This window comes from Rania fehmarnensis (genome assembly GCF_056494185.1).
In genome coordinates, this window is sequence record NZ_CM151398.1 from 6,050,621 (window position 1) to 6,066,213 (window position 15,593).

Sequence of the window (15,593 nt, forward strand, 5' to 3'; positions counted from 1 at the left end):
CCATGCGTCCTGCGCTCGGAGCCTGCGACGTTGGGCGAAGCGCGCAACTGTTGTCAGAAAGCTGGCTCTACAATTCCAGCTGCGTGGAATGCACCAAGTGCGGCAGGTCGTCGGCCAGCGCACGCGAAAACTTTAATTTCGGATCTCGATTTTCATGCCTGTCGTTTCACGAGCCGTATCGCCGGCTGATGACTCGGTATCACCCCGGGCGGCATGGTGGCCAGCCCTAATACTGGCGGCGACCATAGCCATATGCCTGGCGTCGTTTGCCTGGTTCACCTATGGCAAAGCTCTCACAGAGAAGACGCTGACCACGTTGGTCATGCCGATCGGGCTCTTGTGGCTGATCATCAGTGGTCGAGTACTGCAGTTAATCTTTACGCGGCCTCGCGTAGGATTGGGTGGGTTAGTGCTGTTGTGGTTAGCGCTGGTGGTCTTGGGGACGCGGCCTGTGCCACGATTACTGGCGAGGTGGATCGAAACCAGTGTGCCCAATACATATAATCCGGCCACCGACCAACCGCTGGATACGGTAGTGGTTTTGGGCGGTGGAACTTCGCAAGGACCCTGGCGGCCACAGGCCAGCGGAGTTGGTGATCGCCTGGTGATGGCTGCGGAACTTTATCATCAAAGGCTCACACGGCGCTTGATTACTACGGGTCAAACCACGGAGGGTGTTAGCGATTTGGTTCCCGACCCTTCCGAGCAGACCTTGCAGATTTGGACGAAGTTAGCGATCAAACCTGAGGATATTCGCAAGATCGGTGGTCGAAACACGTACGAAGAGATGCAACAATTAAAGCAGCTGTGGCCCGAGCTCCAGGGACAACGCGTGGGCTTGCTGACCAGCGCTTTGCATTTGCCGCGCGCCGTGCGGCTGGCTAAGGCGCAGGGTCTCGAGCTGATACCGATCGCGGCCGATGTACGCACCGCAGTAGATGATTGGGGACTGCTGAACTTTATCCCCAGCGCAGGCAACTTCGGTGATTTGGCCAGCACGCAACATGAGCTGATGGCCTGGTTGGTAAGTCGCTAAGCACGTGGACACTTTGAGTGGCCGTTTGGGAATGATCCATGACCGATGCATTGTCAGATGCCGATGGGCCACACAAGAAGCCAGGACTTCGTTGGCGGTATCTGATTCTGACGCCCATCGTTTGTCTGCTGCTGTTCATTATCTTGCCGCTGATCTGGATCATTCGACGCGATGCGAGTGCAGAAACCAAAGTCAAAGCGCACCTAAACAAGCTGCGAGACAGCGGGATACCGTTTGATAATGCGTCGCTCGGTAAATACTACGATCAATTGGCTACAAGTGCCCATGTCGACGAGTGGACGAAACTACTGCTGATAGTTGGCTCCGACGCATTTAGCACCCGTTCCCTTCAAATCTATCCTTGGAAAGACGATTATCCGAGCGCCGATGGATCGCAGCCTTGGGTCAACGAAACTGCAGCCATCGATTTCCTGAAGCAATGGCCCGACCTCCGGCGTTTGGCCCACCGCCTGGCGCTGCAAGATACTAAAGTCAGATTCCCCATCCAGTTTGACTTTACACAGACCGACCACACCACCAGCGCCGGTTTGCGACAGCTGGCGAGATTGTTTCAGTTGGAATCGCAGTTGGCAATTCGCGATCGAAACTCATCGGCCACTGTCGAATCCATTCTCTGCATTCTCGGCACCAGTCGCAGTCTCGAAGGCCAACCCACGATGGTTGGACAACTGGTAAGCCTGGCCATCGAGGGAATGGCAGTAGATCAGATCCAAAAAGCCATTGAGCAGGATGTGCTCAACCAGCGCGATCTACAAGTGCTGCTCTCGCGGCTACAAGCCCGTACAAACTGGTCGCACCGCTGGCAGATCGCTGTTCATGGCGATCGCGCTATGTCGCTGCCGGTCTTTCGCAACCCGGACAAATACCTGCATGAAGTGATCGGCAGCGGATGGTCGGTGCGCTGGCCCTGGCAAGCCCGAGGAGAATTGGCATACCTCGACTTGTCTGAAAAGGCCGTCGAATTGCCCACCGATGATTTGACCGTTTTCGTACAGAGTGCTCGTCGGCTCGAACGCGATACCAACGACCGGCGCCACAATTCCAGCTTGCTGGCCAACATGGACAATTCGGTTCTCCAACTGATTATTCCGGGCTACGCGGCCGTAGCCGATGCCTTTGTGCAGATGGAAGTGCACATGCGACTGGCCGTAGTAGGCGTGGGACTGCGACTGTATCACGTGAAATTCAAACGCTTTCCGACGAACCTACGCGAACTATCGGAGCTTGGATTGCCGATGGATCGGTTGATACCTGTCGGCGGCAAACCATTCGGCTACCGCAACGTCAACGATCAAGTCACCCTCTGGGGCTTTCGCCTGCAAACCGCTTCCAGCACTCCCGATGAACCACCCGAAGTCACCGAAGAGTCGCTGATCAACGAGAGTTGGGTCTGGAATCTGGAATAGGTTGGTTCCGTAGCGGAATGCGTCAAGCATTTCGATCCAAAGTGGAATGATTGGTCGCCGATCGAAAGCCTTGACGGCTTCCGCTACGAATGCGAGCACGAAAGCCTTGACGGCTTCCGCTACGAATGCGGCTTCAACTTAAACCAGTAGCTCTTTGATGACTTTAGCGGGTTCGACGCCGGTCAGACGTTGATCCAGCCCCAGGTGTTTGACGGTAAACCGTTCATGATCGAAGCCGAGGGTGTGCAAGACAGTGGCATGGAAATCGCGGATGTGGACTGGGTCTTTGACGATGTTGTAGGAAAAGTCATCGGTCTCGCCGTAAGCCACTCCGCCTTTGGCTCCGCCACCGGCCATCCACATCGTGTAGCAACGCGGATGGTGATCGCGTCCGTAGTTCTCCTTGGTGACGCCACCTTGTGAATAGATCGTTCGTCCAAACTCGCCACCCCAAATGATTAGCGTAGAGTCCAGCAGGCCGCGCTGCTTCAAGTCTTGAATCAAACCGTAGCAAGCCTGGTCGACATCGCGGCATTGATCTGGCAAGCGACCAGCGACATTGGCGTGCGTGTCCCAATTGTTGTGGTAGATCTGTACAAAACGTACACCACGCTCCACCATGCGTCGCGCCAACAGAGCTGTGTTGGCGAAGGTGCCGGGTTTCTTGGCTTCATCGCCATACAGCGTGTAGGTGTGCTCGGGTTCATCATGAATGCTGGTCAATTCAGGCACGCTGGATTGCATGCGAAACGCTAATTCATACTGCGAGATCCGCGTGTGCGTTTCTGGATCGCCGAGAGCTTGATAGTTCAGTTCGTTCAATTGCCGCAAGCCGTCAAGGGTCTTGCGCCGCACATCGCTACTGACGCCGGGTGGGTTGTTGATGTACAGGATCGGATCTCCGGCTGTGCGGAACGACACTCCCGCATGTTCGCCAGACAGGTAGCCGCTGGACCAAAGTCGGGCTGAGATCGCTTGGACTTGTTCCGTATTGCTAGGTCTGGCAACCATCACCACGAAAGTGGGTAAGTTTTCGTTTTCACTACCCAGGCCATACGAGAGCCAGGCACCCAGACATGGTCGACCGGTGATTTGGTTGCCCGTCTGCATGTAAGTGATAGCCGGTTCATGATTGATCGCTTCGGTATGCATGCTGCGAATGAAGCACATATCCTCGGCCGCCTTGGCTTTCCAAGGCAACAGCTCGCTGATCCACATGCCGTCAGGTCCATACTGAGCGAACTTGTATTTGCTAGGCGCAATCGGAAAACGTTTCTGGCCACTGGTCATGGTCGTCAGGCGTTGACCGTTGCGAATGGTTTCCGGCAAGTCCTTATCAAACCACTCATTCATCTTGGGTTTGTAGTCGAACAAATCCATTTGCGGCGGGCCACCGACCATGTGCAGATAGATCACGCGTTTGGCTTTGCCCGGAAAGTGAGGTCCCGGCGCAGCGTGGGACTTGTTGCCTGACGAGTCGGCCTGGGCCAATCCGGCTTGTCCCATCAGGCTGGCCAGGGCGGCCCACCCTACGGCGTTGCCGCCTCGACGAAAGAACTGGCGCCGTGTTTCGTATTGAACGTATTCGTTGATAGGATTCATCATTATGTTCCTTACTTGTTCAGCGCTTCATCGAGATTCATGATTTCGTTGATCAGCATGGTCCAGGCCGCAGTCTCTTGCACGTCGACCTGGCGCGGCGTTTGACTTTGACCAACACCTAAAAGCTGCTCGGCAGACGCCTTGTCCTGCCCGTACGCAGAGCGCAACTGGTTCAAACTGGCCAGCACGATCCCTTGCTCCTGAGCAGTGAAGGGACGTGCAATGATCCGCTCGGACAAGTGTTTCAAGCGAGCTGCGTCATCGCTGCAGGACTCGATTGTGGCCGCAGCCAACATCTTGGCCGCTTCAATAAACTGGGGATCGTTCAGTGTCACCAACGCCTGCAGCGGTGTATTGGTGCGTTCGCGACGGACCGTGCAGGTCTCGCGACTGGGTGCATTGAAGATATCCATCGAGGCCGGCGGTGCCGAACGTTTCCAGAACGTGTAGAGACTGCGGCGATAGATATTTTCACCTTGATCTTCGCGATAGTCGCGCGTGTTACTGCCAATCATGGCCACCGCTTCCCATACTCCTGGCGGCTGATAGGGCCTGACGCTTGGCCCACCGAGTTTGCGAACCAACAGTCCACTGGCCGCTAGGGCGTAGTCACGGACCATTTCGGCATCCATGCGGAAGCGCGGTCCACGCGAGAACCAGCGATTGTCTCGATCGAGCGTTAGTTTTTCTGGCGTGACCAGACCGCCTTGGCGGTATGTAGCCGAAGTGACCATCAGTTTGAATAGTGCTTTCACATCCCAGCCTGAATTGCGAAAGTGAATCGACAACCAATCGAGCAGCTCGGGATGACTGGGCAATTCTCCGGAGACACCAAAATCACCCGATGTGCGCACCAGGCCGGTTCCGAATACTTCTTGCCAAAAGCGATTGACCGTGACACGCGAGTACAACGGGTGCTCGGGCAACGTCAACCACTTGGCCAATCCCAATCGATTGCGCGGGTAATCTGCCGGAAAGGGCGGCATGGTATCGGGTGTCGCGGGTTTAACTTCGTCGCGACGTTTGTCGTATTCGCCTCGGAACAAGATGTACGCCATGGGCTCTTCTTGTTTTTCTTGCATGACGTGAGCGATCGTGCCCTGGGCGATCAACTGATCAACTTGTTGACGAGTCGCATTGCGAGCAGCCGTCGCGGTCTGAAAGGCAAGATTAAACCCAGCCAGGTATTGTTCAAACAGCTCGCTCTCTTCTTCAGGGGCACGCGGAGTGGTCTTGCCACGCAAATAGAACAAGCGTGGTCGGGTGCGCATGATATCCATTTCATCGGTGCGCACGGCACGATTGTAAAACCTCAAATCTTGCAAGCGCGATCCGGCTGGTCCAGCGGAACTACTGCGTTGGCCTAATCGCAACGGCGTGCTTGTACGGATCGAACCTTTCAAATCTTTAGCTTCGACTTGCTTGGCTTGAACCTGGCCATCCACGTAGATGTTCAGACCATCGATGGTGGCACTGCCGTCATAAGTGATCACGACATGCGACCAGCGATTGGCCGGAATAGGTGCTTGTGACACTGCTTTTAATGCATCTTCGGGCCACTTGGAAATGATGTGCGCGCCGATGCGTCCATTCTGCATCCATACATCCCACCCGCGGAAGTCGGCCGACTCGTCCATGCGGCCCAGTAATGCTCCACTAGAATTCTCGCCAGCACGCACCCAACAACTAATCGAGAACGCCTGGTCTTTTTCGAAGTCGCCCAGATCGGGCAGTACAGGTGAAGCGGCCGCGGAGTTGACCCAGGCTGAGTTGGCGACATGCCCCGAGTCCCACGTGCCTACAGCGGGCAAGGCAACCCGCTGCAATTGTCCGCCGGCCACTACATGCAAAAACTCACCCTGGCCTTCATCCAGTGGCAAGTGAGCGATCAGACCTTCATTAGGCAAAGCATTCCAACCCAGTTGCCGCGCAGCCTCGGGAGCTTGCAGCCACTCTTGATAAGCGGGCTTCAACTCGTCGCGCAACTTCGACAATTGCCCTTCTTGCTCGGCCAGCGTAGCCTTGGCTGTTGCTAGTTGCTCGCGATCTTCGCGCATGGGTACTTGAATGATGGGCGGCGTGTCCTTGATATTGCCGTCCATCGGATTCTGCGTGGTGTTATTGAAGAACGCAGACAACGAATAGAATTCGCGCATGCTGAACTGGTCAAATTTGTGATCATGACAAACAGCACAGCCGGCCGTAATGCCCAGGAAGACCGTGCTAGTCGTTTCGGTACGATCGCGGGCGTACAGAACTGCATACTCTTCCGGGATAACGCCGCCTTCATTAGTAGTGATGTTGCAGCGATTGAATCCAGAGGCGATGCGCTGATCAAGTGTTGCATTGGGTAACAAATCACCAGCCAATTGTTCGATCGTGAACTGATCGAATGGTAAATTGCGATTGAAGGCACCGATTACCCAGTCGCGATACGACCACATCTCGCGATAGTTATCAAAGTGAATTCCATGCGTGTCCGCGTAGCGCGCGTAATCCAACCAATACCGACCTCGATGCTCGCCCCACTCCGGTTGATTCAGCAGGCGATCGACGTAGTTCTCGTACGCTTTCTCGCTCTGGTCGGCACGCAGTTCAGCTAGTTGCTCGGGAGTCGGTGGCAAGCCGGTCAGATCCAGCGCCGCCCGACGAGCCAAGGTATTCAGGTCCGCTTGCGGTGCCGGTGAGAGTCCCAGTTGCTCGAGCTTGGCCAGTACAAAATTGTCGATTGGATTGCGGACCCACTGGGCTTGCTGAACGCTGGGTAGAGCGAATTCTTGCGGAGCAATTAGCGACCAATGCGGTTGGTACTCAGCCCCCTCTTCAACCCAACGTTTCAGAATCGACTTCTGCTCGGCCGTCAACACTTTATGAGTCTTCGGTGGCGGCATGATCGCTTCGGGATCTTCGGTCAAGATCCGCTGAATCATCGAAGACTCATCTGGCTTGCCCGGGGCAATCGCCGCAGAATCGATGGCTGCTTGCCGCAGATCCAATCTCAGATCAGCTTGGCGGGCCGCTCCATCCACTCCATGGCATGCAAAGCAGGTATCGGCCAAGATTGGCCGAATGTCGCGGTTGTACTCCAGCTTGTCCGCAGCCACCGAGGACGTAGCCCAACTGCAAAACATTATCGCCAACACACATGAGTCAGTTCTCATGTGGCGGTTAAAAAATCGCATCATGTCATCCTCCCAAATCTGTAGCCGGATTCTGTAGCCGAACTCCGTAGCCGAACTCCGTAGCCGAACTCGCCAGAGTTTGGATGAGCATCCGCAACACGTCCAAAGTCTGGCGACTTCGGCTACGACGAACCCAAAGTCTGGCGACTTCGGCTACGGGGAATTCTAACTAGGGCGACCAGCCCACCCAACCATTGTACTCGCGGCAGGAAAGTAGACCTGACCCCTTTTTCTGGGATAGAACTGGTTGATCGCCCAGGACGCTGGTAGGATGACGACTAATCGTTACGGCGAGGCAATTGCCACTGAATGGTTGCAGGAGGTGTTAGTGGATTCTAAAACGGAACAATTGGTCGAAGATGGGGAAGTCAAACCGTACGCGCCCAAGCGCATTTGGCGATTCTCTGCACACGATGTCGCAGCCGTAAAATCTTTGGCAGATCGCTGCCATCTGTCGCCCGTGGTAGCGCGATTGTTGCTGGAACGTGATATCACCACGCCCGAACAAGTCCAGTCGTTTCTGAAACCCAAGCTAAACGATTTGCGCAGTCCAGCCTTGCTGCCTGGGGTTCCGCTGGCGACCGAGCGGATTATGCGCAGCGTGCGGGCCGAGGAACCCATCGTGGTTTACGGCGATTACGACGCCGACGGCATGACGGGTACCGCCATCCTGTATCTGACGCTCAAGCGTTTGGGAGCCAACGTAACCTATCATTTGCCCAGCCGTGCCGAAGAGGGCTACGGCCTGCATTGCGAATCAGTCGAACGCCTGGCACAGCATGGCAAACGCCTAATCATTACCGTCGATTGCGGCATCGCCAGTATCGAAGCAGCGGAACGTTGTCGCGCATTGGGCGTGGGTTTGGTTGTGACTGACCATCATGGTTACGGAGCGCAGTTGCCCGATGCCGATGCGATCGTACATCCGGCTTTACCCGGCAGCGAGTATCCATTTACAGGCTTATGCGGAGCGGGTGTGGCTTTCAAACTCGCCTGGTCGCTGGCGCAGTCGGCTGCCGGTGGCGACAAGGTTGATCCCTCAATGCGCAGTTTGCTTTTGCAGTTGCTGGGCCTGGCTGCCATTGGCACGGTGGCTGACGTGGTACCGCTGGTTGATGAAAACCGCATCATCGTCACCAGCGGCTTGCGAGCCTTACTGGCTGAACCACTGCTGGGTGTGCGCAAACTGCTGCGGTATGCCAAGCTCGAGGAAGTTCGGCAACTTTCCAGCGAAGACATCGCCTTTGCATTGGCTCCTCGTTTGAATGCGGCCGGTCGTTTGTCGCAGGCTCAATTGGGTGTTGAGTTGCTGACGACCACCGACGATGCACGTGCGGAAGCCTTGGCCAGTTACATTGAAAACTTAAATGCCAATCGCGAATCGATCGAACGCAGTATTACTTTGGCCGCGCACAAGCAAGCCAAGGAAGTGCATGTGCTCGACGAAGATCCAGCCATTGTCGTAGCGGGCAGCGGTTGGCACGTGGGTGTCATCGGCATCGTGGCTGGCAAGTTAGCGGAGCGTTATCATAAGCCTGTGATTGTTATTGCGCTCGATCCGCTGGGTGGCAAACCTGGTACCGGTTCTGCGCGCTCACCCAATGGCGTGAACTTGCATCAAGCGCTCGAGAGTTGTCGAGAGCTACTAGTGGGCTGCGGCGGACACGCGGCGGCAGCGGGACTGAAGATCGAAGAGTCCCATGTAGCGGCGTTTCGCGCAGCTTTCTGCGAAGCTTGTTCATTGCAGATGGCCAATCAACCCGCTGACAAAGTGGTGCATATCAACGCCGAAGCCCCGCTCGGACAACTCGATCTGTCCACGGTGGAACTAATCGAGTCGCTGGCACCTTTCGGCGCCGCCAATCCTCGACCACTCTTCTACGCCTCGGGTGTACGTCTGGCCGAGCCACCCAAGACAATGGGCAAAACCGGCCGGCACTTGTCGGTCAGCTTCCAGCATCATCACACTAAAATGCGCGGCGTGGCCTTCGGCCAAGCCGAACTGTGGCTAACGGAACTCAGTCAATGTGAAGAGCCACTGGACATCGCTTTTCGGCCTGTCATCAACGACTTCCGCGGCTACCGCAAAGTCGAGTTGCAGCTAGTGGAATGGCGCAAAAGTCGTTAATCCAACGCCCCGCAGCGGAAGCTCCCGTAGCGGAAGCCGTCAAGGCTTTCGACAGGTGTCATCAATGACCCAACAAATCGAAATGCTTGACGCATTCCGCTACGAGTTGGCTGAAGATCGAAATGCTTGACGCATTCCGCTACGGGATCAAATCACGCTGGTTTTCGGCTCAGTTGCTCAAGGGCGAGCTTCAGAGCCTGCGTGCCACTCTTGGCGTGGCCTTGGGCGGCGAGGGCGACGTAGAGTTGTTTGGCCAGCGCCAAGCCTGGAAGAGCTAATTGCATTCGTTCGGCTTCTGCCAACGCAATCCCCATGTCTTTGATAAAGTGCTCGACAAAGAAACCGGGCGCGTAGTCATCGCGGATAATGCGCGGCGCGAGATTGGATAGCGACCATGAACCGGCGGCGCCGCTACTGACCGATTGGAGCACCGTTTCCAGATCGAGTCCTGCACGCTCACCGTACAGCAGCGCTTCACACACACCGATCATGTTGGTCGCGATCAAGATCTGATTGACCATCTTGGTATGCTGACCGCTACCAGCAGGACCTTGATGCACAATCGTTTTGCCCATTGTCTGCCAGCATGGCATCAACGCGTCGACAATCGGTTTATCGCCACCGATCATGATCGAGAGTCGCGCTTCGCGGGCACCGATATCGCCGCCGGAGACCGGCGCATCAATAGCGTGTACACCTTTGGCTTTAGCAGCCGTATAGATCTCTTGAGCTAAAGCTGGCTCGCTGGTGGTCATATCGACCAGCACCTTACCGGCTGCCGCCCCGGCGAGAGTTCCATCCGTTCCCAGGGTTACTTCGCGAACGTCGCGAGGATAACCGACGATGGTAAAGATCACATCGGCACCGCTGGCAACTTCCGCTGGTGAATTGGCCAGTTGTGCGCCGGCTTCGACGAGCGTTCTCGTTTTTTCGGGAGTGCGGTTATAGACCACGCAACGATAACCAGCCGAGATCAGGTGGTTGCACATGCTCTTTCCCATGACGCCTGTTCCGATCCAACCAATGGTCGTCGATTCAGGCGAGACGGTCGATCTAGTTTCTGACGTATGCACGTGGACGCGTCCAATTCCGAATTAGTTAAACTTTCGAGGTCGATTCGGCCAAGGCTTCAGCAATGGCAGTACACAATATTGGCAAGTTATCGGGGGTAATACCCGCGACGTTGATGCGGCCCGTGCCCACCATGTAAATCGCTTTGTTGGCCTTCAACCAATCGACTTGCATGGGACTCAAGCCACTGTAAGAGAACATGCCCTTCTGCTGCAGCAAGAAAGCAAAGTCGGTATCGCAGCCGCTTGTGCGCATCCCGCTGACAAAGCTCTCACGCATCTGCTGAATGCGCTGACGCATACCAGCGAGCTCTTGCAACCATTCTTGCTTGAGAGTTGCATTGCCTAGGATCGTGGCCACGATGGCTGCGCCGTGCCGCGGAGGATTGGAGTAGTTGACACGTACCGCTTGTTTCAATTGGCTGAGCATGCGACTAGCATTATCAGCGCTGGTGCCTACGGCCAGCAGCGCACCGACGCGTTCGCTGTAGAGTCCAAAGTTCTTGCTGAACGAACTGCACACCAGGTACTCCGGATGTAGAGCAGCGATGGCTTTCAGGCCCACCTGGTCTTCGCTCAATCCATCACCAAAGCCTTGGTAAGCAAAGTCGAGGATTGGCAACATTCCTCGCTGGGCGGTCAATTCAGCGATCTCCTGCCACTGTGACTCGGTGGGGTCGATACCGGTTGGATTGTGGCAGCAAGCATGCAGAAGCACTGCGTCACCTGCGCGACCTTCGCGTTCCAGGGCATCGAGCAACCCAGCCATATTCAACGAACGTTTATCGTCGGAAAGATACGGATAGGTTTTGGTTTCCAACCCCGAGCGCTGAAAGATCCCCAAGTGGTTTGGCCAAGTCGGATTGCTCAGCCATACACGCATGCGTGGAAAACTGACAGCCAAGAAATCGCCGGCCACGCGCAGGGCACCAGTTCCGCCAGGCGTCTGTACGGCAGCCACTTTATCGGCGTCGGCCAGTTTGCCCAGCGACAGTTCAGTGGCGGCGCGAGTGAAATCCGGCAAACCATCGATCCCCAGATAGCCCTTGGTTTTTTCGTTCTCCAGCAGCCAGGCTTCGGCTTTTTTGACCGTTTCCAGGATACAGGTTTTGCCTTGTGCATCTTGGTAAACACCGATCGTCAAGTTGATCTTGCCGGAACGTGTGTCTTTCTGAAAAGTCTCACCCAGTCCCAGGATTGGATCTGGAGGAGCAGCGGCAATCGATTCAAACATAGTGATTTTTTTGCTTTCAAAGCTCAATGACTTGTGGGCGAGTTCTCCCATCGTGCCCCACAACTAACCAACCAAATCCAAAGCGGCTGAGGACAGCCGCTCTACTACTGCACATTTGGACAGTGCCGCCACGCCAGGTCGACCCTTGGCTTGCCCGGCCGACATTAAATGTATCGCAAAGGTGTCGGCTGAGGCATTGCCCCCACAGGTTTCCGATCGGCAGGAACCGTCCGCGGGCCGCACGAAATGCAGGGTTCGGAGGATATCCAAAAAGATAGTAACTTTGTGAATTTTTTTATTTCATTTGCCAAATGTTCTGTCTATGCTAGTCCCGGATTCTTTACCTGGTCCTCCAATTCATTTTCGAGGTCAGTTGCCCGTGAGCTTCAGGAGATGCACCGTGAGATTTGCTGCGTTTAGTTTCCTTCTACTGTGCTTGTTGGCTGAGACATCCTCAGCCGCCATTGTGTTCACGTTGACCCAGGATACGCCAGGCCCGATTTCTGTGGGCGATTCTGCCGTATTTAGTGTGAACATTTCGTCGGATGCAGGAACAATTAACAACCTGGCCGGTATCGATTTTGTGATCGAAGCTAACGACCCCACGTTCACCGGAACTGAGACGGCTGGTGGTACCTTCTCTGCAGGCACCAACGACCTGTTCGCTCCCAACGGGGGCTTTGCCTTAGGCTTTCCCAGTTCGTTCCAAGTCTTTGGAGCCAACGCTGGAGTGGGTTTGACGATTACTGGTGTGCCCACCAAGGTTGCCTCGCTGACCCTCAGCGCAGTGGGCGCGACAGCCGGAAACTACTCCATGAATCTCTCGAACCTGTTGGCCGTGGATCCCTTGTTCAATCCATTGGGCATTGTCGCCGCAGCGCCGCTGAACTACACCATTCAGGCATCAGGTGTACCTGAGCCAAGTTCGCTGTTGCTGCTGGCCGGAGTCGGTTTGGCCGGTCGTCGCCTCTGGCGCCGCCGCCGCTAACTACACCCTGGGCGTTAGGCCCGGTTCCTGAGCCGTAGGCGTTAGCCCGGGTTCCTACTCATACGTGCGGAAACCGGGGCTAACGCCCACGGTTTAGTAAACAACCGAGGCTAGTGCCTACGTCTTAGACGATCAGCGTGCTAACCAAATCGAACAGCGCAGCATCTAGTGGCTGCGCTGTGCTGATGTTGAAGATTCGCACATTTCGGCGGTGACATACATCAGTTAATTTTGATTGATGTGCTTGAAATCGCTCTTCGTAAACGGCCTTGGCCGCAATTGGGTCGACATAGATCTGTTTGCCAGTCTCCATGTCCTTCAGCATCATAGCGCTGGCTAAGTCGAACTGGAGCTCGCATGGATCCAGGATACGAATCAACACCAGTTCGTGTCCTCGACCGCGCAGATATCCAAGCGGTAACGCTAGAGAGTCAGGGTCTATCAGCGCATCGGTCAGCATGATGACCAATCCCCGTCTTTGGCTGCGGGACGCCAGATCGCCGAGTGCCTCGGCTAAGTTCGAATTAGTGCCTTGACTTTCCACTTCCAGATGCCGCATCAACTGCTGCAAATGACCCGGTCGATGTCGGGCTGGCAAAAACTCGCTGTGGCCATGCCCACAGGTCATAATGCCGACCGCATCGCGCTGTTGGTTCAAATAATACGCGAAGGTTGCCGCTAAAGTTCTGGCGTAAGCCGCTTTGTCATAGCCCAGTGAACCGTAGGCCATCGACCGACTTTGATCGACCACCAGGTAGCAACGGCGATTGGTCTCGTCTTCGTATTGTTTAACGTAGTAGCGATCGGTGCGTGCTAACAATTTCCAATCGACGCGCCGCGGGTCGTCACCCTGTACGTAAGGTCGATACTCGCTGAACTCCACGGAGAAACCGTGCACCGGACTACGATGCAGACCGCTCAAAAAACCTTCGACAACGGCTTTGGCTCGCAGCGTCAGGTTCTTGATCTGCATCAAGGCTCCCGGATCAATTGATGCTCGACCTGCGGGACGCACATCGTTGGTCAAGGGGGGCACGGCTGAGCTCATGATGATTACTTCTTTCCTTGACGGCGTTTCTCGGCAAAGAACTCAGTCAGCAGCATACCACACTCCTGCCCCAAGACTCCGCCAGTCACTCGAGCGCGATGATTCAAGCGGGGATCGTCCAGAAGTCGAAAAAGACTGTCGACCGCCCCAGCCTTAGGATCGCGCGCACCATACACGACGCGTGGCACGCGGGCTTGCACAATTGCACCGGCACACATCGGACAGGGTTCGAGCGTTACATAAAGCGTGCAGTCCTCCAATCGCCAGCTGGCCAGCGACGCGGCTGCCTGGGTGATGGCGATCATCTCGGCATGCGCAGTGGGATCCGACAGCGCTTCACGCTGATTGTAGCCAGCGCCAATAATGCGGCTGCCATGGACGACCACCGCACCCACGGGGACTTCGTCTTCACTAGCCGCCTGATCGGCCAACTGCAACGCGCGCATCATGTAAACGGAATCTACGTCGTAGTCAAACTGCTCGTCTTGGCTCATTTAACGGGTTGCTTTTCCGCGGGTTGTTTTTCTGCGGACTTATCAGACGCTGGTTTGTCGAGCGGTCGCCATTGAAAATTGCGGACGTGGACCTTCGACTGAAAGACACAGTAGCCCAGCGGTCGATTGGCCAAGACTTCTGCACGCACGGAAAAATCGTGGCCTTTGCGATCTTGTTTGAAGACGCGCTCATCATCGACCCAGGCAGTCACGTGCTGGTCGTCGACACGCACGCGGAAGCTGTACCATTTGTTGTTTTGAAAGTCGCGATAGCTGCTGGTCGAATTCTCCGAAGCATCATTGCCATCGACGCTCGATAGCCCCACTACTCCACCACCCCAACCTCCCCCGATCAACGATGCGTGACTGTCGCCCACCGGAAAGGTCAATCCGCACAGGAAGTCATTGCCTTGGACGCGACGGGCTTCGAGTTTTATTTCGAAGTTATTTTTAGGAAATTCTTTGCCCTTCCAAGTGACGCCGGTCAGTGGGTCGCCCATCCCCAATTGCAACATTTCGTCTTCCATTTTGACTTCGCCTTCACCGCCGAAATTAGTGGACTCCCAGTCTCCCAGCGAAGCGGGCGATGTTAGCGGGAGCCAACCTTCCTTTACAGGCGGTTCTTTGACGGGTTTGTCGTCATCGATTTCTTTATCCTGGGCGACGGACCAATTGCCAACCAGCAGCATGACCGCCATGGCCACCCAAGTACCGAGCGGTCGCAACCAAATTCTGCCGGAACGAGTTGGAATTAGCATGGTATCACCTTGTGTGTGAATAGGTGCGATTCTAGCGAATGAGCGGCGAGTTTAGGGGTAAAATCGCGAGCGCCTGACTGCTAGATTATAGTCTTGTCCACGGCCTGGACGATGCAGCCAGTTGAGAAGAAGTATTTGCTCAACTTGCGCAGCAGGCGGCCCATGTATACATCAGCCAGACGAACGATTGCAAAGGCCAATCATTGGGAAACGGTTATTGCCTTGATTCGCATCACCACTACTTTGCTCGGCGTCTATTGGCTCGCCATCTTTGTCGCGACACACTTGCCCAGTTCTTCCTTGCCCTCGATGGGTTCGGACAAGGTTTATCATCTGCTGGCCTTTTCCGGCCTGAGTTTTCTGCTGAGCTGGGTCATGTCGCAGAAGATCGCCAGCCTGCGCAAGCAGATCATCATCGTCCTGACGATCACTATCGCCTACGCGATCTTCGACGAATGGAGCCAACAGTTTGTAGCTGGCCGGCAACCCGATGTGGCTGACGTAATCGCCGATGCCTGCGGCGCCATCCTGGGTGTGATCGCCTGCCTGGGATTCCGCTCCTTTGTCACCCCGCTGACACGCCGCCAGTTGAAGCGTATCTCGTAGCCGATCTCGCCAGAGATTGG

The 15,593-nt window shown here is 55.5% G+C and carries 12 protein-coding genes; 5 read left to right on the forward strand and 7 right to left on the reverse strand.

The annotated features are described in order from the left end of the window. Positions 1-154 precede the first annotated feature (154 nt). A complete protein-coding gene (locus tag SH573x_RS20730) occupies positions 155-1,036 on the forward strand; it encodes a YdcF family protein (RefSeq protein WP_479349675.1) in 882 nt (293 codons plus the stop codon). Positions 1,037-1,074: 38 nt separating this feature from the next. Beyond that, positions 1,075-2,463 carry a hypothetical protein gene (locus SH573x_RS20735; protein ID WP_479349676.1) on the forward strand — a complete coding sequence of 463 codons (1,389 nt, stop codon included), beginning with the start codon at positions 1,075-1,077 and terminating at the stop codon, positions 2,461-2,463. A 138-nt stretch (positions 2,464-2,601) separates the two neighbouring features. Here SH573x_RS20735 and SH573x_RS20740 read toward each other — a convergent pair whose 3' ends face one another. Both SH573x_RS20740 and SH573x_RS20745 read right to left on the reverse strand, forming a co-directional pair. Then, complete coding sequence (locus tag SH573x_RS20740; protein WP_479349677.1) at positions 2,602-4,068, reverse strand: DUF1501 domain-containing protein; 1,467 nt, start codon at positions 4,066-4,068, stop codon at positions 2,602-2,604. An 8-nt stretch (positions 4,069-4,076) separates the two neighbouring features. Continuing rightward, positions 4,077-7,226: a DUF1553 domain-containing protein gene (locus SH573x_RS20745; protein ID WP_479349679.1), complete on the reverse strand. Its 3,150-nt coding sequence runs from the start codon at positions 7,224-7,226 to the stop codon at positions 4,077-4,079. 292 nt (positions 7,227-7,518) lie between these two features. Between SH573x_RS20745 and recJ the strand changes: the two genes are divergently transcribed. Then, positions 7,519-9,375: a single-stranded-DNA-specific exonuclease RecJ gene (gene recJ, locus SH573x_RS20750; RefSeq protein ID WP_479349680.1), complete on the forward strand. Its 1,857-nt coding sequence runs from the start codon at positions 7,519-7,521 to the stop codon at positions 9,373-9,375. A gap of 152 nt (positions 9,376-9,527) precedes the next feature. Here the strand turns inward: recJ and SH573x_RS20755 are convergent, their stop codons facing one another. Next, positions 9,528-10,448, reverse strand: a complete 921-nt coding sequence (locus tag SH573x_RS20755) for an NAD(P)-dependent oxidoreductase (RefSeq protein ID WP_479349681.1) — start codon at positions 10,446-10,448, stop codon at positions 9,528-9,530. A gap of 25 nt (positions 10,449-10,473) precedes the next feature. Further along, positions 10,474-11,679 carry an amino acid aminotransferase gene (locus SH573x_RS20760; RefSeq protein WP_479349682.1) on the reverse strand — a complete coding sequence of 402 codons (1,206 nt, stop codon included), beginning with the start codon at positions 11,677-11,679 and terminating at the stop codon, positions 10,474-10,476. A gap of 400 nt (positions 11,680-12,079) precedes the next feature. On the opposite strand from SH573x_RS20760, the gene SH573x_RS20765 reads away from it, so the two are divergent. Beyond that, complete coding sequence (locus tag SH573x_RS20765) at positions 12,080-12,667, forward strand: PEP-CTERM sorting domain-containing protein (protein ID WP_479349683.1); 588 nt, start codon at positions 12,080-12,082, stop codon at positions 12,665-12,667. 124 nt (positions 12,668-12,791) lie between these two features. On the opposite strand, the gene SH573x_RS20770 is transcribed toward SH573x_RS20765, so the two are convergent. From SH573x_RS20770 to SH573x_RS20780, 3 genes are read right to left on the reverse strand one after another with little or no spacing between them, the layout of a single operon-like run. Next, complete coding sequence (locus SH573x_RS20770; protein ID WP_479349684.1) at positions 12,792-13,715, reverse strand: DUF58 domain-containing protein; 924 nt, start codon at positions 13,713-13,715, stop codon at positions 12,792-12,794. A 5-nt stretch (positions 13,716-13,720) separates the two neighbouring features. Beyond that, positions 13,721-14,209, reverse strand: a complete 489-nt coding sequence (gene tadA / locus SH573x_RS20775) for a tRNA adenosine(34) deaminase TadA (protein ID WP_479349685.1) — start codon at positions 14,207-14,209, stop codon at positions 13,721-13,723. Beyond that, positions 14,206-14,967, reverse strand: coding sequence for a 3-keto-alpha-glucoside-1,2-lyase-like domain-containing protein (locus SH573x_RS20780; RefSeq protein WP_479349686.1), 762 nt, complete (start codon positions 14,965-14,967; stop codon positions 14,206-14,208). The genes tadA and SH573x_RS20780 overlap by 4 nt, the downstream gene beginning before the upstream one ends. A 93-nt stretch (positions 14,968-15,060) precedes the next feature. Between SH573x_RS20780 and SH573x_RS20785 the strand changes: the two genes are divergently transcribed. Then, positions 15,061-15,573, forward strand: a complete 513-nt coding sequence (locus SH573x_RS20785) for a VanZ family protein (protein ID WP_479349687.1) — start codon at positions 15,061-15,063, stop codon at positions 15,571-15,573. The last annotated feature ends 20 nt before the right edge of the window (positions 15,574-15,593 follow it).

Coding starts and splice junctions, on each gene's coding strand:
- SH573x_RS20730 (WP_479349675.1), top strand. CDS start 155: ATGCCTGTCGTTTCACGAGCCGTATCGCCGGCTGATGACTCGGTATCA.
- SH573x_RS20735 (WP_479349676.1), top strand. CDS start 1,075: ATGACCGATGCATTGTCAGATGCCGATGGGCCACACAAGAAGCCAGGA.
- SH573x_RS20740 (WP_479349677.1), bottom strand. CDS start 4,068: ATGATGAATCCTATCAACGAATACGTTCAATACGAAACACGGCGCCAG.
- SH573x_RS20745 (WP_479349679.1), bottom strand. CDS start 7,226: ATGAGAACTGACTCATGTGTGTTGGCGATAATGTTTTGCAGTTGGGCT.
- recJ (WP_479349680.1), top strand. CDS start 7,519: ATGACGACTAATCGTTACGGCGAGGCAATTGCCACTGAATGGTTGCAG.
- SH573x_RS20760 (WP_479349682.1), bottom strand. CDS start 11,679: ATGTTTGAATCGATTGCCGCTGCTCCTCCAGATCCAATCCTGGGACTG.
- SH573x_RS20770 (WP_479349684.1), bottom strand. CDS start 13,715: ATGAGCTCAGCCGTGCCCCCCTTGACCAACGATGTGCGTCCCGCAGGT.
- tadA (WP_479349685.1), bottom strand. CDS start 14,209: ATGAGCCAAGACGAGCAGTTTGACTACGACGTAGATTCCGTTTACATG.
- SH573x_RS20780 (WP_479349686.1), bottom strand. CDS start 14,967: ATGCTAATTCCAACTCGTTCCGGCAGAATTTGGTTGCGACCGCTCGGT.